At 70.6% G+C, this 21,575-nt stretch carries 16 protein-coding genes and 3 pseudogenes; 12 read left to right on the forward strand and 7 right to left on the reverse strand.

Going from position 1 to position 21,575, the window contains the following annotated elements; genetic code table 11:
• Nucleotides 1-36 precede the first annotated feature (36 nt).
• A complete protein-coding gene (locus ACWC09_RS42790; protein WP_450856513.1) occupies nt 37-960 on the reverse strand; it encodes a zinc-binding dehydrogenase in 924 nt (307 codons plus the stop codon).
• A gap of 52 nt (nt 961-1,012) precedes the next feature.
• On the opposite strand from ACWC09_RS42790, the pseudogene ACWC09_RS42795 reads away from it, so the two are divergent.
• From ACWC09_RS42795 to ACWC09_RS42805, 3 genes and pseudogenes are all read left to right on the forward strand, one after another.
• Nucleotides 1,013-1,246, forward strand: a pseudogene (locus tag ACWC09_RS42795) (acetoacetate--CoA ligase); the annotation flags it as partial.
• 225 nt (nt 1,247-1,471) lie between these two features.
• On the forward strand, nt 1,472-1,951 hold the full coding sequence (locus tag ACWC09_RS42800) for a hypothetical protein (protein ID WP_450856515.1): 480 nt from the start codon (nt 1,472-1,474) through the stop codon (nt 1,949-1,951).
• Nucleotides 1,948-2,307 carry a hypothetical protein gene (locus ACWC09_RS42805; RefSeq protein WP_450856517.1) on the forward strand — a complete coding sequence of 120 codons (360 nt, stop codon included), beginning with the start codon at nt 1,948-1,950 and terminating at the stop codon, nt 2,305-2,307. Before ACWC09_RS42800 ends, ACWC09_RS42805 begins: the two co-directional genes overlap by 4 nt.
• 90 nt (nt 2,308-2,397) lie before the next feature.
• Here ACWC09_RS42805 and ACWC09_RS42810 read toward each other — a convergent pair whose 3' ends face one another.
• Nucleotides 2,398-2,712, reverse strand: coding sequence for a hypothetical protein (locus ACWC09_RS42810; RefSeq protein WP_450856519.1), 315 nt, complete (start codon nt 2,710-2,712; stop codon nt 2,398-2,400).
• Between the two features lie 376 nt (nt 2,713-3,088).
• Between ACWC09_RS42810 and ACWC09_RS42815 the strand changes: the two genes are divergently transcribed.
• From ACWC09_RS42815 to ACWC09_RS42830, 4 genes are read left to right on the forward strand one after another with little or no spacing between them, the layout of a single operon-like run.
• The gene (locus ACWC09_RS42815; protein ID WP_450856521.1) at nt 3,089-4,684 is read left to right on the forward strand and encodes a TIGR02677 family protein; all 1,596 of its coding nucleotides are present in this window, start codon (nt 3,089-3,091) and stop codon (nt 4,682-4,684) included.
• Nucleotides 4,681-5,910, forward strand: a complete 1,230-nt coding sequence (locus tag ACWC09_RS42820) for a TIGR02678 family protein (protein ID WP_450856523.1) — start codon at nt 4,681-4,683, stop codon at nt 5,908-5,910. The genes ACWC09_RS42815 and ACWC09_RS42820 overlap by 4 nt, the downstream gene beginning before the upstream one ends.
• Nucleotides 5,910-10,070 (forward strand): TIGR02680 family protein, encoded by a 4,161-nt coding sequence (locus tag ACWC09_RS42825; RefSeq protein WP_450856525.1) that lies wholly within the window; start codon nt 5,910-5,912, stop codon nt 10,068-10,070. The genes ACWC09_RS42820 and ACWC09_RS42825 overlap by 1 nt, the downstream gene beginning before the upstream one ends.
• The gene (locus ACWC09_RS42830; protein WP_450856527.1) at nt 10,067-11,323 is read left to right on the forward strand and encodes a TIGR02679 family protein; all 1,257 of its coding nucleotides are present in this window, start codon (nt 10,067-10,069) and stop codon (nt 11,321-11,323) included. The genes ACWC09_RS42825 and ACWC09_RS42830 overlap by 4 nt, the downstream gene beginning before the upstream one ends.
• A gap of 943 nt (nt 11,324-12,266) precedes the next feature.
• Here the strand turns inward: ACWC09_RS42830 and ACWC09_RS42835 are convergent.
• Complete coding sequence (locus tag ACWC09_RS42835) at nt 12,267-12,401, reverse strand: hypothetical protein (RefSeq protein ID WP_450856528.1); 135 nt, start codon at nt 12,399-12,401, stop codon at nt 12,267-12,269.
• Between the two features lie 1,152 nt (nt 12,402-13,553).
• Between ACWC09_RS42835 and ACWC09_RS42840 the strand changes: the two genes are divergently transcribed.
• The 3 genes from ACWC09_RS42840 (at nt 13,554) to ACWC09_RS42850 (ending at nt 15,824) form a co-directional block, all read left to right on the forward strand.
• Nucleotides 13,554-14,243, forward strand: a complete 690-nt coding sequence (locus ACWC09_RS42840; RefSeq protein ID WP_450856540.1) for a DUF4142 domain-containing protein — start codon at nt 13,554-13,556, stop codon at nt 14,241-14,243.
• Nucleotides 14,244-14,578: 335 nt separating this feature from the next.
• Nucleotides 14,579-14,974, forward strand: a complete 396-nt coding sequence (locus ACWC09_RS42845) for a hypothetical protein (RefSeq protein ID WP_450856530.1) — start codon at nt 14,579-14,581, stop codon at nt 14,972-14,974.
• A gap of 592 nt (nt 14,975-15,566) precedes the next feature.
• Nucleotides 15,567-15,824 carry a hypothetical protein gene (locus tag ACWC09_RS42850; protein WP_450856531.1) on the forward strand — a complete coding sequence of 86 codons (258 nt, stop codon included), beginning with the start codon at nt 15,567-15,569 and terminating at the stop codon, nt 15,822-15,824.
• A gap of 103 nt (nt 15,825-15,927) precedes the next feature.
• On the opposite strand, the gene ACWC09_RS42855 is transcribed toward ACWC09_RS42850, so the two are convergent.
• The 4 genes and pseudogenes from ACWC09_RS42855 to ACWC09_RS42870 all read right to left on the reverse strand — a co-directional run.
• Complete coding sequence (locus tag ACWC09_RS42855; protein WP_450856533.1) at nt 15,928-16,668, reverse strand: SDR family oxidoreductase; 741 nt, start codon at nt 16,666-16,668, stop codon at nt 15,928-15,930.
• Between the two features lie 125 nt (nt 16,669-16,793).
• A complete protein-coding gene (locus ACWC09_RS42860) occupies nt 16,794-17,999 on the reverse strand; it encodes a cytochrome P450 (protein ID WP_450856535.1) in 1,206 nt (401 codons plus the stop codon).
• Nucleotides 17,996-18,673, reverse strand: a complete 678-nt coding sequence (locus ACWC09_RS42865) for a TcmI family type II polyketide cyclase (RefSeq protein WP_450856537.1) — start codon at nt 18,671-18,673, stop codon at nt 17,996-17,998. Before ACWC09_RS42865 ends, ACWC09_RS42860 begins: the two co-directional genes overlap by 4 nt.
• Before the next feature lie 446 nt (nt 18,674-19,119).
• Nucleotides 19,120-19,836, reverse strand: a pseudogene (locus tag ACWC09_RS42870) (IS256 family transposase); the annotation flags it as partial.
• 268 nt (nt 19,837-20,104) lie between these two features.
• Between ACWC09_RS42870 and ACWC09_RS42875 the strand changes: the two are divergent.
• Both ACWC09_RS42875 and ACWC09_RS42880 read left to right on the forward strand, forming a co-directional pair.
• On the forward strand, nt 20,105-20,794 hold the full coding sequence (locus tag ACWC09_RS42875; RefSeq protein WP_450856538.1) for a Clp protease N-terminal domain-containing protein: 690 nt from the start codon (nt 20,105-20,107) through the stop codon (nt 20,792-20,794).
• 216 nt (nt 20,795-21,010) lie between these two features.
• Nucleotides 21,011-21,575 (forward strand): annotated as a pseudogene (locus tag ACWC09_RS42880) (transposase); the annotation flags it as partial.

The following is a 21,575-nucleotide window of genomic DNA, read 5'->3' on the forward strand; positions in this document are numbered from 1 at the left end:
GGTCCTCACCGGCCCGGCCCGGTCGGCTCAGTGGCCTCAGTTGCGCAGCAGCACGGCCTTGCCCCGGAACTCCCGCTTGGCCCAGGCCTCGAAGACGTCCGGGGTTCGGGTCCAGCCGTCGACCCGTCCGATCACCGGTCGCAGCCGACCGTCGGCGACCAACGAGACGAGGATGGCCAGGTCCTCCCCCTTGGTCTCCTCCGGGTACTCGCTGATGAAGCCCTGCACCCGGGCGTTGTGGCCGCGCATCGCGAAGTCCCGCAACCGCAGTTCGGTCGGGCCGTTGTGGCCGCCGTAGACGACCGCGATCCCGTCGGGGGCGAGCAGCCGTACGGCGTCGGTGAGCAGCGGGCCGGCGACGCCGTCGAGGACGAGGTGAAACGGGCCGAGGTCGGGGTCCCGCAACCCCGTGACGACGCGGTGGGCACCCAACTCCCCTGCCTGCTCGGCCCTTTCGTCGCTGCTGACGTGTGCGGTGACCGTCGCCCCGGACAGCGCGGCGAGTTGCACGGCGAACTGGCCGACCCCTCCGGTGGCCCCGGTGATCAGTACCTGCCGACCGAGTACGGCCCCGCCGACCCTGAGCGCGCGCAGTGCCGTGAGACCGGCGATGGGCAGGGTCGCGGCCGGTTCGTCGCCGACCCGGTCGTCCAGGACGGCCGACCGGTGCACGGGCACGGCGACCCGCTCCGCCCACCCCTCCCAGTCGACCCGGGCCACCACCCGGGCACCGGCCGGCGGACCGCTGCCGTCCGCGGCGGGCCGGAGCACCACACCGGCGACGTCCTGGCCGGGGCGCCAGCCGTCGGGCCGCTCCTCGATCAGCTTGGTCTCGCCGGGGTTGACGGCATAGGCACGCACGTCGAGGAGGAACTCCCCCGCCGCGGGCGTCGGTTCGGGCAGGTCGTCGGCTAGCCGCAGACCTGCCCGCGCCGTGGCATCGGTGATGAAACCGCGCATCGGACCCTTCCTCGAAGCTGTTCGTTCTCGACGGCACGCGTTCGCGACGGACCCCTGGGTCCGCGACCACGTGAGCGACCAGGCCCTCCTGGCCTCCATCAGCGGCGGCACGGACATCGTGTCGGGCTTCGCGGGCTCTGCGCCCAACACCCCCTTCTGGGCGGGCGAGTTGTCCGCACCGCACCTGGGTGTGGCGCTGGCCGCGTACGACGCCTCAGGCATCCCAGTGGTGGACCAGGTCGGCGAACTGGTGGTCACCCGCCCGATGCCCTCAATGCCACTCCACTCGGGTAGGGGCACTGCACGGCCGTGTCGCTGTGCGTGAGGGCAGCTACCGTACCCGCCTGAGCGTTCCTGGTCGTAAGCCTGCCGAGTTGTCACTCGACAGCGGCGAGGGAACCAGGACCGGCTGCCTGCGGCGACCGTTCGCGAGGCGTTTAACCGGTCCACCACTCCGCGCCCCTCTTCTGGGTGATGGCGTCAGGTCGAGTTTCGAAGTAGTTTCAAAGTCATGAGTTCTGAGAGTGCAGCCGTGAACTTCTCCGAGCTGGTGAACAAGAACAAGCAGACGCTTGCCCGGCTCCAGAAATCGCCGAGACTGCTCCTGCACCGCAGAGATGGCGAGGATCTGGTCCTCACCACCGCGGCGCGGGCCGAGCAGGACCAGACCGTGGTGTCTGCTGCCACCCGGATGCTGGTCGCGATGGCTCGCCGGGAGCCCGGCAGCATGGAACTGCTCCTCGACATACTGCCGGACGCATTCCCGTGGGTCCGATTCCTGCCCGAGCCCGATCTCCACGCCTTCGCCGTCGAACTGGTCGACACAATGCGCGCCGCCGACTCGATCGGCAACAGCGCGTCCGTTGCCCAGTTGCTCATCGCCTGGCAGCACACCGCCGAGGTCTACTCCGACCCCGAACTGCTGGCCGCACTGACCACGGATCACGGCGAAGACTACGGCCCGGTACCAGACCCCCGGGACGTAGCATGACCGCGGGCCGCGGTGACCGCGCCGCACCTCCGGCACCAGAGGGCCACTGGGAAGTCCGGTTCGCCGACGCGGCCTCGGCCAAGGGCTGGGAGAGCCTAGCCCAGCAGGTCCGCGAGAACACGTACCGCGCCTGGATCACTATGCGCACCGCCCCCAGACCGGCCACCGAGACTCCCCGGCACCACCGCCTCAAGGGTGGTCTGGCGCATGGGACCCACCGCGGGCAGACCTGCGAGCAGTGGCAGATCGAGGTGACCGGCGGCGGCCGCATCTGGTACCTCCTCGACACCGTCCGGGAGACTTGCTGGATCACCTTCGCAGGTACCGGGCACCCGCGAGCCACAGACCGACGCTGACCCGGGAAGTCGGGTGGGGGCGGAACAGGACGGCGAGAATCGACCTCCTTGTTCCGCCCCCTGGCCGCTCAACGTGGCCGGTACACCTCTTCACAGTCCTTCGTTCCCCGGATCCGGTTCGTCGTCCGGTACGGCGGTCGGGGCATCCCGTGTGTCCCCGGCCTGCTCCGCGGAAGCCACCGTACCCAAAAGGGCCGCGAGGCGCTGACGCATGCGCGCACGGCGGGCCTCGTAGAACTCCGGGAACCCGGTCACGTCCTCGGGCAGGCCGGTGGCGTCGTACTCCCTGAGCCAGCTTTCGCGCGTGGTATCCGAGTCGAAGTGCTTCCGGAGCCAGGCGGCCGGCAGGGCAGCCTGCTTCGCGATGGGCCAGGGTGGACCAGGAATTCTGACGCCCGTGCTCACAGCAACACTCCACGTTTCCCGTGGAAGGCCCCCAGCACCATGCTGACCTGCGAGCTCACGGGCATCACAGATGCATCGGTTTCGGCCGGAACGAACCCCACCAGCGTCCCGGACCGACATCGGCCCACGTCAGGGCAGACAGAAGCACCTCCAGCGCGCGCCACGGCATTTACCACGCCCCCGGCGCGCACCGAAGGTGCGCTGAGTCGCTGACCTGCGGAAACACGGGGTGGCAGACGAGTCGGGCTGTACGCCGGGTTTTGTCAGGACGTACGGTTGGCTGACCGGAAGCCGATGCCCACACGCGGCGGGACGCTGGGTGAAGGTCGGGCCATGATTCCCGGAGTGGCGTGGGAGTCAGGGAGAATGCGGAACGATGACATCGACGCCTTCCGGACCAGCACGGGCCGGGTATGCGCCCTTCGCCCATCTCACCGTGCCCAACGCCGCCCTCTACCGCCGGGTGATGGACGCGTTCCTGGCCGCCAAGGAGCGCTTCGCGGTACACCTGCGGCCCGAGGACGTCTTAGCGGCGCTGCCGCCCGAGCACCGGCCCGCCGACCCGGACGCGGTGGTCAAGGCTCTGGACAGTCTCGTCGAGTGGGGCAATCTGCGGGCGGATCCGGACACCTCCCGGGTCACCGCGGTCGAGGACTTCTACCGCAAACGCTTCATCTACCAGCTCACCCAGGCCGGCGAGGCCGCCGAGCAGGCACTGTCGGCGTATGACGAGGCGCTGGGACGGCGCGGCGCGCTGCAGGCGGTGGCCCTTCATGACATCGTCACCCAGCTGCGGGCCCTGATGGTGATCGGCGCCGAGCAGGAGGATGGCCGGCCGGACGCCGCCAAGGCGCACCTGGCCCTGTCCGCGCTGACCGGCCGGTTCGAGGCGCTGGCGGAGAACGCGCGGGCGTTCATGGGCTCCCTGCAGCGCACCATCGACCTGCACGACGTGGAGGTCGAGGTGTTCCTCGCCTACAAGGATCGCCTGATCCAGTATCTGGAGCGGTTCATCCAGGACCTGATCACCCTGGGCGGGAGGATCGCCCTGCTCATCGGTGAGTTGGAGGATCAGGGCCGGGTGGGTGCGCTGTTGCGGCTGGCGGCGGCGCGGGAGGCGGCCGACGCAGCGCCGGACGAGGCCGAGAGCGCCGAAGCGCGGTCGTACGAGCGGTGGGTGGCGCGATGGTCGGGGCTGGCGGCCTGGTTCGTGTCCGCGGACGGGCGGGAGTCGCAGGCCCGGTTGCTGCGCGGGCGCGCTCTTGGGGCGATTCCGCAACTACTGGCTGTTGTACGGCAGTTGAATGAGCGGCGGGCCGGTCGCTCGGACCGCTCGGCGGACTTCCGCACCCTGGCCCGCTGGTTCGCCGAGGCTCCCGACGATGCGGCGCGGCACCGGCTGTGGCGGGCCGCGTTCGGGCTGTATCCGGCACGTCACCTCACCATCGACGCCGACACCCTGGAGCGGCGCGGCGCCCATCCAGTGGCCGCCTCCACCCCGTGGGCCGAGGCCGAGCCGCTGCGGATCAGCCCGCAGTTGCGCCGCACCGGCAGCTACGAGCGGCGCGGCAAAACCCGCCGGGTGCAGGACCGGTCCGAGCAACGCCGGCGCCTGGCCGAGATCGCCGCCAAGCAGACACAGGAGATCGCGGCCGCCCGCACCCGCCTGGCGACGGCTGGCACCACGCGGTTGTCCGCGCTCGGCGAGCTCGACCCGCTCGCCTTCAGCCTGTTCCTGCAACTGCTCGGTGACGCCCTTGCCACCTGGCGGCCCGGCATGACGGCCACCCTCGCGACCAGCAACGATGGCACGATGGAGGTCCGGCTGACCGCCCTGACGGACGGCACGACGGCCGAGATCCACACCCCCGGCGGCACCTTCCGCGGCCCCGACCACCTGATCGAGATCACCGATCTCACCCGGACCGGTCAGGTGCACGCCGACGGCACATTCTGCAGGGAGGAGTCATGACCACGCCCCTGAGCGAGGTACTGGACAGCCGGCGCGCCGCCGAGTTCCACAAGGCGGCCCGCGCGCTGCTGAAGGAGCCTCTGCTGCTCGCGCACGGCCCGTACGCCGAGGAGTTCCGGCTGGTGCGCCAGCACGCCGCCGAACTGCGCGAGTGGTTCGACCGCAACACCGGCTGGCCGCTGCGGGTGGACGCGGAGGCGGCCCGGCTGGGCCGGACGCCCGGCAACCTGGCCGATGCCACGCATCCGGCCCGCGAGGCCTCCCGCGCCCGCGCCCCCTTCACCCGCCGCCGCTATGTACTGCTGTGCCTGGCGCTGGCCGCGCTGGAGCGGGGTGAGGCGCAGATCGCGCTCGGCCGACTCGCCGAGCAGGTGGTCCTGGACGCCGCCGATCCCCAACTTGCCTCCGCCGGGATCGAGTTCACGCTGGAGCGGCGTGAGGAGCGGCTGGATCTGGCGGCGGTGGTACGGCTGCTCATGCGTTACGGCGTGCTGCGGCGGGTGGCCGGGGACGAGGAGGCGTACGTCAGCGGGGCGGGCGATGTGCTCTACGACGTCCGGCGCCGCGTCCTGGCCGGACTGCTCGCCGCCCGCCGCGGCCCGTCGATGATCACCGTCGACGCCTTCGAGGACCGCCTGGCCGAGCTGACCGCCGAAAGCGCCCTGGACAGCGACGAGTTGCGGTTTCGCGCCATCCGCCAAAGGCTGACCCGGCGCCTGCTGGACGACCCGGTGCTGTACTACGACGGGCTGAGTGACGAGGAGCTCGCCTACCTCACCCGCCAGCGCGCCTTCATCACCGCCCGGATCACCGAACTGACCGGACTGGTCGCGGAGGTGCGGACCGAGGGCATCGCCATGGTCGACCCCCTGGACGACCTGACCGACGTACGCATGCCCGAGCAGGGCACCCACGGACACGTCACCCTGCTGCTCGCCGAGCACCTCGCCTCCGCGCCCGGCGCGGTCGGCCGCGACGAGCTGGAGCGCAGGGTGCGGGAACTGGCCGCAGAACACGGCGGCTTCTGGTCCAAGAGCGCCCAACAGCCGGGCGCGGAAGCGGAGTTGGTCGACCAGGCCCTGGCCAAGCTGACCGCGCTGGGCCTGGTCACCGCCGTACCCGGTGGTGTCGTCCCGTTGCCGGCGCTGGCCCGGTACGCGGTCGGCGAGACCGTCGTAAAGGAACCGGGCGTTCCCGCCCCCCGCAGCTCTCAGCGAAAGGCGTGATGGCCGTGACCGCCCTGCCCACCCCCGCGCCCGGCCGGTGGCGACCGCTGCGCGTCGGCCTGGTGGACCTCTTCTACTACGACACCGAGGAGTTCTGGTTCCGCGACGGCCGGCTGCTGCTGCGCGGCAACAACGGCACCGGCAAGTCCAAGGTCCTCGCCCTGACCCTGCCCTTCCTCCTGGACGGAGACCTGTCCGCACGCCGTGTGGAGCCCGACGCCGACCCGGGCAAGCGCATGGAGTGGAACCTGCTGCTGGGCGGGCAGCACCCGCACCCCGAGCGGCTCGGTTATACGTGGATCGAATTCGGCCGGCGCGACGAGGCCACCGGACAGGACCACTTCCTCACCCTGGCCTGCGGGCTGAAGGCGGTCGCGGGGCGGGGCATCGCCCGTCACTGGTACGCCGTCACCGACCAGCGGATCGGCGAGGGGCTCAGCCTGCTCGACGCCACCGGCACCGCCCTGTCGCGAGACCGGCTCGCGGAGGCGCTCGCCGGGCGCGGCATGGTGTACGACACCGCCACCTCGTATCGCAGGGCGGTGGACGAGGCGCTGTTCGGGCTGGGTGAGCGACGGTATGCGGCCCTGGTGGACCTGCTCATCCAGCTGCGTCAGCCGCAGCTGTCGAAGCGGCCCAACGAGGCGGCGCTGTCGCGTGCACTCACGGAGGCGCTGCCGCCGATGGACCAGGCGGTGATCGCCGATGTGGCCGAGGCGTTCCGGTCCCTGGACGAGGAGAAGGAGGAGCTGCGGGCGGCCAGCGAGGCCGAGCGGGCCGCCTCCGCCTTCCTGGACCACTACCGGCGTTACGCCCGTGTCGCCACCCGCCGCCGCGCCCGGCTGCCCCGCCACGAACACGCCCGATACGAGCAGTTGGGCCGCGATCTCGCCCAGGCCCAGAGCGAGTTGGCGCAAGCCGAGGAGGAGCGGGAGCGGATCGCCGGACGGCTCGTGGAGCTGGAGGAGAGTGCCGCACGGCTGACGGCGCAGGAGGCCGCGCTGCGCGAGGGCCCGGAGATGCGCAGCGCCCGGGAGTTGGAGCAGGCGGCGGCCGACGCTCGTCGTACGGCATCCGATGTGGTGCGCGCCGAAGCGGACCGGGAGCAGGCCGCCCAGGCGCACACTCGAGCCCTGGGTCGTCTGGAGAGCGCCGGCAGGCGGCTGACGATGGCCGAGGAGCGGGTCGCGGACGGCCTCGTTCGTGAACGGGAGGCGGCCGCGGCCGCCCGTCTCGACGGTGATCTGCGTACCGAGGGCGCGCCGGAAGCCGAACTGCGCCGCGCGGCCGAGGAATCGGTGGCGCGCAGGCGGCGCACCCTCGACCACGTGGAGGAGCTGGCGTCGCGCGCAGAACAGGCCGCCGCCGAGCGGCGCGCCGCCGCCCGCCGCCTGGACGAGGCCCAGACCGAGGCCGGGCACACCGCCGAACGGCAGGCCCAGGCGGAGGCCACCGCGGCCGAGGCGGGCCGGGAACTGGTCCGCGACGTACGCGAACACCTCGACGATTGCGAGGAGTTGACGCCCCAGGACCCGGCGGGCCTGCTGGACGGTCTGCAGGACTGGGTCACTCATCTGCAGGGCCCCTCTCCCGCGCGCGTGCACACCGCCGACGCCCATCGCGCCCGAGCCGCGCAGCTGGCCGACCGGACGGCCGCGCTCGGCCAGCGGCTCACGGACCTGAGCGCCCGTCGCGCCGAGACCGAGCGGGAGCTGACCGATCTGGAGGCGGGCGGCCAGCGCGGGCCCACGCCACCCCACACGCGTACTCCCGGCATACGAGACCAGGTCCCCGGGGCACCGCTGTGGCGGTTGGTCGACTTCCGCGACCACGTCACCCACGCCGAACGCGCCGGCGTGGAGGCGGCGTTGGAGGCCTCCGGTCTACTGGATGCCTGGGTGTTCCCGGACGGTACCGCCGTGTCCGCCGACGGGCATGACGTCCTGCTGTCGCCGGGTGCCCCCTTCGCCGGGCCGGTGCTCGCCGATGTGCTGCGCCCGGCCGTGGACCACGGTGACGCGCACGCCATGGCCGTCGGCGAGCAGACGGTGGCCCGCCTTCTGACGGCCGTGGGGCTCGGCTCCGGCGGTGACACCTGGGTGGCGGCGGACGGCCGCTTCCGCATCGGGGCGCTGACGGGCAGCTGGTCGAAGGAAGCCGCCGTGTACGTGGGTGAGGGTGCCCGCGAGGAGGCGCGCCGGGCGCGGATCGTCGCCCTACGCGATGAACTCGGCGGTCTGGCGGGCGAGTTGCATGAGCTGGAGGCCGAGCGGGCCGCGGTGGCCCGGCGCCGCCGCACTCTGGACGCCGAACTGGCCGCCGTACCCGATGACGCCGCCCTGCGACACGCGCACGCGCTGGCCGCAGCCGCCGCGGAGGCCGCCCACCGGACCCGTGCCCGACAGGACGAACGCTCCGCCGAACTGGCCGCGGCAGCCGGGCAGGAAGCCGAGGCCGCCACCGAACTCACCGACACCGCGGCCGCCGTGAACCTGCCCGCCGACCGGCCGCGCCTGGCCGCCGTCCGCCAGGCGCTGGCCGACCACACCGCTGTCCTGGCCGCCCTGTGGCCCGCCCTGCGCGAACGCGCCGACGCCGGGCGGACGGTGGCCGACGAGCGTACGGAAGCCGAGCAAACCGGCACCCGGGTGGCCGAACTGACCCTGCGCGCCGAGGAGTCGGCCCGCCTGGCGACCGCCGCCGCCGAACGCCACACCACCTTGCGCTCCACCGTCGGCGCCGCCGTCGCGGAACTGGAGCGGCGCCTGGCCGCCACCGCCGAGGCCCTGGCCGCCTGCGACCGCGACCAGCGCCGCTCCCGCGAGGCGCACACCGCTGCCGGCCGGCGCGTCGGCCATGCAGAGGGCCGTATCGAACAGCTGGAGAAGGACGTCCGAGAGGCCGCCGCCTCCCGTGCCGAGGCGATCGCCGCGCTGCAGCGGTTCGCGGCCACCGGCCTGCTGAGCGTCGCCCTGCCCGAGACGGCCCTACCCCCGCTGGACGGCGGCCCGTGGGCGGCCACCCCGGCCGTCGCGCTCGCCCGTGCCATCGAGGCGCAGCTGTCGGGTCCGTCCGGCACCGACGACTCCGACGGCGCCTGGGAACGCGTACAAAAGCGGCTCAGCGAGGAGTACAAGAAGCTCCAGGACGCCCTCTCCCGCGGCGGCCACACCGCCACCGCCCGCATGGTCGAGGACGGCATGGTCGTCGACATCGTCTACCAGGGCCGCAGGCGCACCGTGCCCGAACTGGCCGCGGCCCTCGCCACCGAGACGACCCAACTGGCGCGCATCCTGTCCGCGCACGAACGCGAGATCCTCGAAACCCACCTGCTCACCGAGGTCGCCGGTACTCTGCAGGAGCTGATCGCCACCGCCGAACGGCAGGTGCAGGCCATGAACGCCGAACTCCAGGAACGGCCCACCTCCACCGGCATGAAGCTGCGCCTGGTCTGGCGTCCCTCACGCAAGGCGCCGACCGGACTGGCCCAGGCCCGCGAACGCCTGCGCCAGTCCGCCGACGCCTGGGCGCCCGAGGACCGGGCGGCGGTCGGGGAGTTCCTGCAGGCCGAGATCGCCCGCCGGCAGTCCGACGACGCGGCGGGCAGCTGGCTGGAGGTACTCACCGCGGCGCTGGACTACCGCTCCTGGCACGAGTTCGGCATCGAACGCCACCAGCACGGCACCTGGGTCCCGGCCACCGGCCCCGCCTCCGGCGGCGAACGCGTCCTGGCCGTGTCCGTGCCCCTGTTCGCCGCCGCCTCCTCCCACTACGCCACCGCCGCCCCCGACGCCCCGCGTCTGGTCACCCTGGACGAGGCGTTCGCGGGAGTGGACGACGACTCGCGCGCCAAGTGCCTGGGCCTGCTGCACGCCTTCGACCTGGACGTGGTGATGACCAGCGAACGCGAGTGGGCCTGCTACCCCCAAGTCCCCGGCATCGCCATCGCCCAGCTCTCGCGCGTGGACGAGATCGCGGCGGTGCTGGTGACCCGTTGGGAGTGGGATGGGATGGAGCGCGTACGGGGGGCGGAACCGGATCTCCGTCTGGCTACCGTTCCCGCTCAGGCGGCGTCCCCGGTTGCCACGATCGGCACGGCGGCACCCAGGCCCGCGACGGCCGACGGCACCGACCCCGACCAGGACACGCTGTGGCCATGAACAGCCCCGAGCAGCCCTCGCTCCCCGGGGAACCCGGCACGCGCGTCGATCGCGACCGCCTCAGCCGCCTGCTCGGCGACGCCGGCCTGACCTGGCTGGTCGAGCGCGTTCGGCGCCGCATGGAGCGGGACGAACCATTCACCGGATCGGTCACCCTTGACGCCCCCACCACCGCCGAGCGGGCCGCCACCGAACGCCTGCTGGGCCGCAGCCCGGGCGCCGGACGCTCACTGACCGTGCGCCTGGACGCGGTGGACGCCGTACTGCGCCGCTCCGGCATCAGCCCCGAGGGCCTCGCCGCAGCCGTCATCGCCCTCACCGGCCCTGTCGCCCGGCTCGCCGACGTACGCGAACAGGAGGCGAACGCCTGGCACGAGGCGTACGTCCCGCTGGCCACGCTGCGGCCTGAACTGTCCGAGTGGGCCGACCGGTTGCGCAAGGACGGCCTCGTACGCCGCCTTGCGCGCACGCCACAGGCGGCGAAGGTCCTGCTCGCCGATGCCGCGACGGCCCTGCGGGCGCTGCCCGCCGACCCGGCCGTGTCCCTGCCCGCCTTCGCCGCCGGCACGCTCGGTGACGCCCACGCCCTCGACGACACAACCCCGCTCGCCACCGTCGTCCTGTCCGGGGTGCGCGCCTTGACCGGTTTCCCGGACGGCAGCGGAGCCGAATGGCGCCGCGAGGCCTGGGCCTCGGCCGGCCTGCTCAGAGACGCCCTGTCCTCCACTGTCCTCACGCTGGGCCTACGCGGCACACCCGCTCTGGACTGGCTGACCGACGCGGGCGAACCGGCCGTCCTGACCCTGCGCCAGCTCACTCACAGCCCGCCGATTACGGCGCCCACGGTGGTGTACGTATGCGAGAACCCGACCGTCCTGGCCACCGCAGCCGACGCCCACGGCCCCACCTGCCCGCCCCTGGTCTGCCTCCAGGGCCAGCCCTCGGCCGCCGCCCTCACCCTGCTACGTCACCTCCACTCCCGCCGGTCCACGCTCTGCTACCACGGCGACTTCGACTGGGGCGGCCTGCGCATCGCCGAGGCCCTGCTGCGCCGTGTCCCCTGGCAGTCCTGGCGCTACACGGCCGCCGACTACCGCACCGCGGCCGCCGCCACACCCCTGGCCCCACCCCTGACCGGCACACCGGCCACCGCCGCATGGGACCCCGACCTGGCCCCGGCCCTGGCCGAACTCGGCGTGCGCATCGAGGAAGAAACCGTCCTGGACACCCTCCTCACCGACCTCGTGCCCTGAGACCGTCACGCCGGCCGAACGCGGACATCACACGTCACCACCCACCGCCGCCATGCGGCGGCTGGCACAGCCCGACCACGGAGCCGACCAAAGCCCCGGCACCCAGACCACAACGATGCGCCATCGACTGCACACCGAGCGCGCAGCGGGATGCGCAGCACGCGTGAACGGCTGCGCGGCAGTACACGCGGACGCATCGGAGTCTGCGCAGCCGCCCGCTCACCTGCCATGATCGGGCTCATGGTCGCCCCGACCAACGAGCCCACCACGCGTATGCGCAGCCAGCGTGTGAATGAGTGCGCAGCCGGGAGCCGGTGCCGCATGCGTAGACGCCGCACACCAGCCCCGTGCGGCGGATGCACAAAGCCCTGCTCCACCTACAAGCCGCGTACGGACAGGCCGCACCGGCACCGTTGTATGTCGTCTTCCGCCTCTGCACCGCACGCAGAAGAGTGGGAGGCGCAGGATGGGAGTCTCGCCCTCCAGGGTGTCAACCCCTCCTGTCCGACACCGTCTCCCCCCTCTCCAGACAAGCCAGCCGCGACAAATATCGCGCCCACTCGACCACTGCAGCCCGAAGCCGCCGTTGCTCTTCCATGACCGTGGCCGCTGCACGGCCAGGCAGCCACAGGGTCACCGGTGTTCCGGGTTCGACGGACGCTTCATGCTGGCGCGCTCCTGATGGCGCACGGGCGCGGCACACGAGTACGCGCGGCCGTCCAAGGGCTTACTGCCACGGTACCGAAGCGCCGTTCGCGCTACGGCAGCAGCGGCTCCAGACGGTCCCACAGCGCATCCGACCCGGTCCACGGCGACGTCGCCGCAGCGGAACGAAGGCTCAACTCCCTTGTCGGAAACGGCCATCAGGGATGGTTCCCCTCACTGCGTCAGCTGAGCATCGTGCCCTGCCGAGTGCGGCCGACAGGGCACGATGCTCAGCCCGTCAAGCCTGCGGCTGGGCCTCGGGCCACGTTGCGGCTTCCTCCTCGCATCCGCACGCGCACTTGGTGCGGTCGAACGGCGAGTCGAAGTACTGCACCGGGTTCTGGGTCTTGTCGACCGGCGACTCGTTGCCCACGTACTTGTCGTACACCGGGTTGCCGGCTTGAGGATCGTGCCGCGGACCATGCGGCGGCCGTCCGGGTCCGCAGCCGAGATGTGGTCGATCTCCACGGCCAGGACGACGATACCCATGGCACTGAACGGCACGTACCGCTCCCGGTCCGCTCGCGCGCCCGGCTTCCAGCGGCCCCTCCCAGCCGCGTACACCTCGTCGTCCTATAGACCTGGGCGCCCCCGAGGTCGACGCCATCGAACCGGCCCAGATCCAGTACACCGGGCACGACCGGCGTCCCGAAAGGCGTGGTCCTGCACCATCGCGGGATCACCAACAACGCACAGCTGGCGTACGTCCGTGCCTTCGGACTGCGCCCAAACGGGTTGGTGAAGGCGAGCCCGTAGACGCTTCCGGCCCCGTGAGCGGCGACCGTTGGCGAACAGAAACACCATGGGCCCTGACGCTACTTCGAGGGTGCGGCCCACTGGGGCCTGACTGCATACTCCACGGCACTTCCATGAGTCCCTGCGCGCACGGATGACCTGCGTACGGTCGCGCAGGACTGCCGCCCCCATGCGAAGGCACCACGACGTCCGGCCAAGGACCCCACCACGCATCGAAACACCGGCCATGGCCACGGCCAGGAAAGTCAGGTGGCAGCCGGTGAACATCACGTACATGACCAGCCGCTCCGTCCACGCAGGCCGGGCCGCCGCCTCCGCCGCACATCCCGATCGCCCGCGTGCCACGACGCCAACGGCGCGCGACCGCGCGGTCCCCGACTGCTGTATCTCGTCGGCCGAACAGCGTCCTCCTCATCAGTTGGTGTCTTCGACATCAGTTGGTGTCCACGACGAGCCGGGAAGGACCAGAGGTGCGGGAATGGACCTGGCTCTTCCCGGCCGCCGCTACATGGTCGGCGGAGAGGCACCCGGCTCCTAGGGCCTAACAGCCCCTTCCCTGGCCGCCGTTAGGGTCGAACGGCCCTTCTTCGCGCTCAAGGGGCCGGCGGCTCGTCAGCCGCTCGCCGGCCACCGATCTCTTTGCCAACCCATAACGAGCCCAAGAGGTTCTACGGACCTTCGCATCCGTAAGTACGGTGTGTGCGGGATCCGTTGAACCGGATCAGGAGACACGGTGCTCGTTTCACGAAAGGCGGCGGGAACTCTCTTCTTGGGTGGTGCGGTCAGCCTCACCCTCGGCTCCCTCCTCTACCCCTCCATGCTCGGAGTTCAGAAGGTCAGCAGCGCACCCACGCGAGTCGTCGCCACCCCGGCGACCGGGCCACTGACGGAAGCCGACAGGGATTTTGTGGTCAAGGTGCGCTCGGCCGGACTGTGGGAGTATCCCGTCGGCGAGAAGGCGCTGAAGAAAGGGACGACGAAGGCGGTCAGGACCGCCGGGGAGCATCTGGTCGACGGGGATGCCGCGTTGGACGCCGCCTGTCGCAATGTCGCGGGGCAGTTGGGCATCACACTGCCCAGCCAGCCATCGCCCCAACAGCAGAGCTTCGAGTCCCGGCTGAACGCGGAAAGAGGCAAGCAGTTCGACACGGACATGGCCACCACCATCCGCGCGACGAACGGCCAGTTCCTCACCACGATCGCCGGCGTCCGCACCACCACGAGGAACTCGCTGGTCCGCGCACTGGCCGACCAGGTCAACAACACCGTCCTGGACCACATCTCCGCCGTGGAGAAGACCGGCCTGGTCGACTTCGGTCAGGTTCTCGTCCAGGAAACCACCTCCCCCAACCTTCCGGCCCAGGACCTGACCCCGCCGCCCGCGGTCGCGGGCCAGCCGCAGATCGTCCTCACTCCGCCGGCGAACAGCACGGAGTCGCCGAGTCCGACGGTGAGGTGAGGTGAGGTGAGGTGAGGACCTGAAAGGGGGGGGCGATGGGACCGTGCGCACCACGCAGCAGACGCTGCGGATGCGCACGGCAGCGCGGGCCGCCGAGCGGCGCAAGCTCGCGCAGCGTGCCTCCGCCTGGTTCATCGCCTTCTACTACGCCGTCGTCCTCGGCGTCCCGACGCTGCTGCTGGACGCCGACGCCACCAGCCAGTCCGCCTTCGACTGGTTCAAGGTCGCCCAGGCCGCCGGCTTCGAGATCCCCGCCAACCTGGTGGTCGAGCGGTACCCGTTCGACGACATCGCCGAGTACATCCGGTACCAAGCGCGCCGAGTTCGACGCGATCGTGGTCGACGCCGGCGGCGGCAGCGCCCGCATCTTCCACGAGGCTGTCACCGAGGCGAACCTGCTGCTCGTACCGGTCACCCGCACCAAGATCGAACGCCGCAAGCTCGTAGCCACCTTCGACGAGGCCGAACGCGCCGCCGCCCGCAACATCCGCGGCGTCACCGCCCACGTCGTGATGGTCAAGGCCGACGACCGCACCAGCCTGCCCCGCAACGCGAAGGACAAGCTCCTCGACCCCGCCGAGGGCGAGGGCATCGGCCCCGACCGGGACGAGCCGTTCCCGCTCGCCGAGACCACCATCCAATCCTGGGTGCACTACATGGAGGCCTTCGGCGAGATCCCGACTGAACTGAGCGAGTACGCCGAGCTGATGAAGGAGCTGACTGCAGCATGACCGAACGCATGAGGCCCCCGGCCCGCCGCACCGGCGGCGGCCGTGCCTTGGGCGGAGCCAAGAAGACAGCCCCGCCCCTCCCCCAGCCGCCGAGCTCACCCCCGAGCAGTACGCCGCCGAACAGGCCGCCACCGACGGCGAAGGCCGTCCACCTGCCCGCGAGCCGCAGGCACAGCCCGCTCCTTCTCCCGCTCTCGCCGAAGTATCGGCGCGGGGCCAGGCCGAGGCGGTGCCCGAAGTGGCGCAGACCTCCACCCAGCCGACCCGTTGAGGTCACACCGAGCGACCCCGTGCCGAAGCCAGCCACCCGTCAGCCGGTTCGCCCGGCTGTCGTCGCTCCCGAGCGGGGACAGAGTTCACTGGGATGCCGGTGGAACGGCAGGTGGCGCCTGTGGCCCCGGCTGCCGATCCTGCAGCACCTGCGCTCCAGCCGAGGCAGCCGACCGAACCCGTTGCGCAGCGCAGCCCGTCCACGGCTCCTGGCGCAGCCTCGGGCGCCGAGGTGGCGCTTCGCCCTGCAGCTCCTCCGACGAGAGGCGGCAACGGGTTCCGCGTGAGGACCGATGTTCCACGGACTCACCAGGAACAGGACGTGCAATCTCAGACAGCGCCGCACGAAGGAACACCGTGGGCTCAGGGGGCCGGCCGCCCCAAGGACATTCCCGAAACCGCCGTCGTTCTCAACCAGCGCATCGTCACGCGCGAGAGCCTCGACTCGTCGGTCCCCGCTGCCCTGAAGCTGAAGAAGCGGATCAAACGCTTCGCGCTGGACAACGAACTCGACCACCTGCCCATCGGCGACATCGTCTCGGTCGCGCTGGACGAGTGGCTCACTGCCCGCGGGTTCTGAGCCCCACTGCAGTGCACGAGGAGCGGCCGCCCGCGCCCATCGCCGATGCCGTGGCGTCGCCCATGTCGCCACGGTGGGAGGGGGTCTGTGGCTGGCGCTGATATCAGGAAACAGACATCCCGCCATCGATGGACAGCACCTGGCCTGTCATGTAGTCGGCGTCCAGTAGCAACTCGATACCGCGGGCCACCTCCGCAGGCGTGCCCATGCGGCCGAACGCGGTCCTGGCCAGAAGTGCGGCGCCGACCTCGGCCGGCACCTGCGCGGTGAGCGCCGTGGCCATGAATCCGGGCGAGAGCGCGTTGACCGTCACCTCGTACCGCCCGCACTCCAGGGCCAGGCTCCGAGTCAGGCCCAGCACGCCGGCTTTGGCCGCTGAATACGCCGTCTGGCCCCTGCTGCCGATCAGGGCGGCTGGCGAGACGACGTTGATCACCCGCCCCCAGCGGGCCCGTATCATGTCCGGGAGAGCAGCCCGGCAGGTGTGAAAGGTGCCGATCAGGTCGACGGCGATGGTCCGGGCCCAGTCGTCGACAGGCTGGGCGACCAGGAGGCCGTCTCGGCGGATGGCACCCGCGTTGACGAGCACGCTGATATCGCCCAGCTCGGCATGCACCTGGTCCACCATGTCCCGGGTGGCGGCCCAGTCGGCGACGTCGGCTTGCACCACGGCGCAGGGCTCGCCGAGCTCGGCCGCGACCGCACGGGCCCGGTCCTCACCGGTGGTGCAGTGCAGCGCCATCCGGTAGCCGCGCTGGTCGAGGACACGGGCGACGGCAGCGCCGAGCGCCCCCGAAGCACCGATGACGAGGGCGACCCGGCCGTCAGCCTCCCGCGGCGCCATCAGATCAGGGCCCGCGACAGGGCCCGGTGGCTCGCTGCGGGCGCATTGCCGAACTGCTCTTTCACTGTCAGCCCCTCCGGTCGACTCGGTCAGCCTGTTGGCCTGCCGCCAGGCAGAGACGGCCGCTACCAGGTGACCGGCACTGCCTTCGGTCCGAACGCCTGTATCGAGTGGTACCCGTACGTCAACTCCGCTTCGGGCACGGCCAGCGCGAGCGTGGGGGCCTTGTCGAACAGCGTCGTGAAGACCATTCCCAACACGGCCGGCGTCAGCCGGTTCGCCGGGCACTGATGCGGTCCGTGGCCGAACGCGATGTGCCTGACGGGCTGTTCCCGCAGGAGGTTGAGTTCGTTGGGATACGGGCACGTCGACGGGTCACGGTTGACGGGCATCGTCGGTATGGCCATGCCGTCGCCGGCCTTGACCAGCGTGTCGCCGATGAGCACGTCTTCGGTGGCCACCCGCATCGGGGTGCCGTCGTTGATCGAGAAGTACCGGAGCATCTCGTCCGCCGCGCCCCACATCCGGTCCGGCTCGGCCAGCAGCGCCGCTCGCTCCTGCGGATGCGTCAGCAAAGTGATCACGCCCAACGAGATCATCGTGGAGACCGAGTTGTGGATGCCCTGGGCGTTCGCGAGCATCGTGGGTGCCAGCCGGAACCAGTCCACCTCGCCGTGCTTGGCGCGCTCCTGCGCTATCAGGCGGCTCATCAGGTCGTCGCCCGGGTGGTCTGCCTTTTCTTTCAGCACTTCGATCGCGTGGTCGTTGAGGATCGCGGCGGCTGCCTTCTCCTCCTCCTCGTTGGAGGTGCGCAGCAGCAGATCCCAGACGTGTTCGCGCATCGTCGCCAGCTCGGCCGCGGGGATGCCGATGAACATCTCCTGCAGCTTCCAAGCGATCGGGTACGACAGCTCCACCACGAGGTCGACCGGCTTCGTCTGCTGCCCCAGCATCACGTCGACCAGGTCGTCCACCACCACCCGCATGCGGTTCTCCAACCCGGGGGTTCTTGCCGGGGAGAACTCCTGGGCGATCGTCTTCTTCTGCTCCAGGTGCTCGGGACCATCCTGGTTGACCATGAACGGCGCACAGTACTTGAGCTTGTTGAGCCCGTTCGGCGTCAGTTTCGGGAAGTTGTCGTCGGTCTTGTCGGCACTGAACCGCCGGTCGGACAGAACAAACCGGGCGAACTCGGGCCGCACGACCATCCAGGCGAGCTTTCCGGTCGGCAGCACCACCCGGCCGATTCCACGCTCCCGCAGCGTCTCGTACTGGGCCGGGAGCACGCCTGGCTGCTGCCGGCGGATGGGGAAGGTCGGTAGCTCGGTCATGCGGACACCTCTGCAGCCCAGTGGTAAAAGCGAGTGGCCAACGAATTGCCGTCAGGGTCGTACGGCAGGATGATCCGTGTGAGGTCGTCGACGAGTTGCAGGAAGCGGGGGTCGCCCTCCGTCCACACCGAGCTGATCACCTTGATGCTGTTGGTTTCGGCGAAGTCCTGGATGTGCAGGTAGATGCCGCGCCACAAATAGATCTGGCGGCGCAACGTGCCCATCTTCAGTGGGATGTCGGTCTCGTCCGACTCCGCGAACAGCCGCGACACCTCGGGGATGTGCTCCTGCAGTTGGGTGTTGACGATGACCGCGCTGAACGAGTGCTCCAGATTCTCCAGCTGTTCGGCCGGCCACAGGTAGAACCGCTCGGCCGTGGGCCGGTCGATCGGGCCGTCCCAGTCTTCGATCGGGTCGTGCCCGCCGAAGTAGGCGGACAGGCGCTCGTCCAGCTGGATGCACCGGGGGTCAGTGGCGGCCAGCCGCTGCGCCTCGCTCTCGTCCGCAGCGTCCCAGTCCTGCATGTGTATGAACAGGTCGCTGTAGTGGAAGACCTGCCTCCGGCGCAGTCGGGGAAGTTCGGGTGCGACTTCGGCGTCGAACTCCTGAAGGATCTTGGTGACGTCGGCGACGCCATTACTGTCGAACGTGCCGACCGTGACGATGCACGGCATAGGTCTCTCCTCATGCTTGGCGGGTGGAGGCTGTTGCCGCACCACGGACCCTCGCAGGGTGTGTTCCGAGGTCGCGCCGAGCTTGCATCCTCGCCTTCGACGCTGGATCGACGGTGAGTCAACGGCTGCACGAAGGCGGCCGGGCGGTCGTCGGCTGCTCGCACCTGAGGCCCCTGAGCCGGTGCTCAAAGTTCTCGACGCACGCTCGAACGGAGGCGTGCATTGTCGCAGCGACGTTTACAGGTGCTACGACGCTGTAGAAGGTGTCTTGTTGGTGTCGAGTGTGCTGCAGCAAGCTGCCCAGGAAGGCTGAAGTTCCCCCACGATGATGGACAGCGAGTGTTTACGCTGCGTGGGTGAGTTCTCGGGCCAGGGCCCTGGTCTCGATCGGGGTCACGTAGCCGTAGACCGGATGCCGGTCACGTCCGTTGTGATGGTGTAGGCGATCAACCGTCCGTAGCGTTTGGGGTGTTGGGGAGTGCAGGGGTGGTGTGGTCGGCGTGTTCGGCGGCGTAGATGGCCGTCATGCTGCCTTCGGACAGGCAGCGGCGGGGGAAGGCGATCCATTCGTCGCGCATCTCGCTGAGCACGGCGGTGACCAGCCGTTCGAGGGCGGCCGGGTTGGGGAAGACCTGCACGACATCGGTGCGGCGCTTGATCTCGCGGTTGATCCGCTCCAGGGGATTTGAGGACTGGATCTTCTTCCAGTGGGAGATGGGGAAGTCGGCGAAGGCGGTCAGGTCCTCCTTGGCGTCCAGGAGCACCTGCCTGACCTTGGGGAACTGCTGCCCGAGCATGTCGGCCACCGCATCGAGCTGGTGATGGACGGCTTCGGCGGTGGGCTGGATGAAGATGGTGCGGATGGTCGCCGCGACCATTTCCCCTGATCCCTTGGGGATCAGGGAAAACACATTCCTTAGGAAATGGACACGACAACGCTGCCAGGCGGCGCCGAGCATGACCTTGCGGATCGCTGCCGCCAGGCCGCTGTGACTGTCGGAGATCACCAGCCGGACCCCGCCCAGGCCGCGTTCGCGCAAGGAACGCAGGAACTCGCTCCAGAACGCCTCGGTCTCGCTGTCACCGACCATCACGCCCAGCACCTCACGGCCGCCGTCCTCGCTGATGCCGGTGGCGATCACGACGGCCTGGGAGACGATCCTCGCCGGCACGTCCGGCGTCGGTTTACACGACGCTGTTCGACAAGGCCCCACGCTCGCGCTGGCCGTGCCCGAGGCGGAGTTGACGTACAAGTACCACTCGATACAGGCGTTCGGACCGACCTCGGCAGCGGGCGCGGCGGCCAGGCCAGTGGTCGGCATGGACAATGCCACGCCCGGCGGTGGCACGTTCACACGGCGCCGCTCTTGACCGAAGCCGAGTGACAACCCGAGGTTGACAGAGAGGGAGTGACAACCTAAGGTTGACATCATGAAGCACACCACTCCGCCGGTCAAGCTCGACGAGCTCATCACGGCGATCACCGAAGACCACACTGACGCCCTCGACCAGCTGGCCGGCGCGGTCCTGCTGGCCGACCATATCGGCGAGGTCGCCGACCACCTCATCGGTCACTTCGTCGACCAGGCCCGTCGTTCCGGCGCGTCCTGGACCGACATCGGCCGCAGCATGGGCGTCACCAGGCAGGCAGCCCAGAAGCGGTTCGTCGGCAAGCCCGACGCCAAGCCGTCGAACGCCTTCGAGAAGTTCTCCCAGCCGGCACGCAGCGCCATCATCGCCGCCATGAAGGAGGCCAAGCTGGCTGGCAACGCCGAGATCGTCCCGGCGCATCTCGTCCTCGGCCTGCTCGGCACCGAGGGCACCGCGGTCGACGCCCTGCGAGCGCAGGGCGTCGACCGCGGCCAGGCGCGGGACATGGTAGTGGCGGCCCTGCCGGCGCGCAGCGACGCCGATCCGGTGCTGATTCCGTACGACGCCCACGCGAAGAAGGCGCTCGAACTGGCGCCGCGGGTGGCCCTGCGGTTGGACGAGGACGGTGTCAGCACCGGCCATGTTCTGCTTGGGTTGCTGGAGGAGGAGGACGGCGCCGGGGTACTGTCCTCGCTGGGCGTCGACGCGGCGGCGGCCGAGACCTTCGTCGCGGCCGCCGCCGACGAGTAAGCCGTCAACCCGTAGCGGAACCGTCCGAATCCGTCCACCGACATCGATGTGACAGCGGCGAGTTCCCGAAAGGGAACGGGAGCGCCGGGCGAGGTGGACCTGTCGAAGGTGACACCTCACCCGGAGGCCTCTCGCCCCGCGCCGACATCCGCTGTCCGAACTCGGCCGATTGCGCCTTGTTCGCTGTGAACCGCCCCGGGTTTGATATCGGCCCTGGCCCTGGCCCTGGACATGATCGACGAGACCCGATCGTGGGGCATCGACGTCCCGCTCGCCGTCGCCGACGGCGGATACGGCGACACCGCGGCCTTCCGGCTGGGCCTGGAAGAACGCAAGCTCGACTACGTCGTGGGTATCTCGACCCCGACGACCGCCCAGCCGGAAGAGGCACAGCCGCACACCCCGCCCTACAGCGGCCGCGGCCCCCGCCCGCAGCCTGCCTACCCCGAGCCGGCCCGGACCGTGAAGAACCTGGTCATCGCGGCCGGCCGACAGGCCGCCCGGCCCGTGCGGTGGCGCGAGGGCTCCCGCCCAGGCAGCGGCCGCAGCGGCGTCAAGCGCAGGTACTCACGGTTCGTGGCCCTGCGGATCCGGCCCGCCGGACGCGAGATCCGCAAGGCAGCCGCCGGCCCCGAACTGCCGGTGCGCCGGCTACTGGCCGAATGGCCCGCCACCGAGCCCGAACCCGTGCAGTTCTGGCTGTCCAACCTGCCCGCCGAGACCCCGCCGGCCACCCTCGTGCGCACCGCGAAGCTGCGCCGGCGCATCGAGCACGACTACC

This window comes from Streptomyces sp. NPDC001617 (assembly GCF_053596855.1).

Excerpts from the sequence above, each read along its gene's own strand:
- ACWC09_RS42800 (WP_450856515.1), top strand. The coding sequence starts at position 1,472 with ATGAGTTCTGAGAGTGCAGCCGTGAACTTCTCCGAGCTGGTGAACAAG.
- ACWC09_RS42875 (WP_450856538.1), top strand. The coding sequence starts at position 20,105 with ATGAAGCACACCACTCCGCCGGTCAAGCTCGACGAGCTCATCACGGCG.
- ACWC09_RS42830 (WP_450856527.1), top strand. The coding sequence starts at position 10,067 with ATGAACAGCCCCGAGCAGCCCTCGCTCCCCGGGGAACCCGGCACGCGC.
- ACWC09_RS42860 (WP_450856535.1), bottom strand. The coding sequence starts at position 17,999 with ATGACCGAGCTACCGACCTTCCCCATCCGCCGGCAGCAGCCAGGCGTG.
- ACWC09_RS42820 (WP_450856523.1), top strand. The coding sequence starts at position 4,681 with ATGACCACGCCCCTGAGCGAGGTACTGGACAGCCGGCGCGCCGCCGAG.
- ACWC09_RS42825 (WP_450856525.1), top strand. The coding sequence starts at position 5,910 with ATGGCCGTGACCGCCCTGCCCACCCCCGCGCCCGGCCGGTGGCGACCG.
- ACWC09_RS42865 (WP_450856537.1), bottom strand. The coding sequence starts at position 18,673 with ATGCCGTGCATCGTCACGGTCGGCACGTTCGACAGTAATGGCGTCGCC.
- ACWC09_RS42805 (WP_450856517.1), top strand. The coding sequence starts at position 1,948 with ATGACCGCGGGCCGCGGTGACCGCGCCGCACCTCCGGCACCAGAGGGC.
- ACWC09_RS42815 (WP_450856521.1), top strand. The coding sequence starts at position 3,089 with ATGACATCGACGCCTTCCGGACCAGCACGGGCCGGGTATGCGCCCTTC.
- ACWC09_RS42855 (WP_450856533.1), bottom strand. The coding sequence starts at position 16,668 with ATGGCGCCGCGGGAGGCTGACGGCCGGGTCGCCCTCGTCATCGGTGCT.
- ACWC09_RS42790 (WP_450856513.1), bottom strand. The coding sequence starts at position 960 with ATGCGCGGTTTCATCACCGATGCCACGGCGCGGGCAGGTCTGCGGCTA.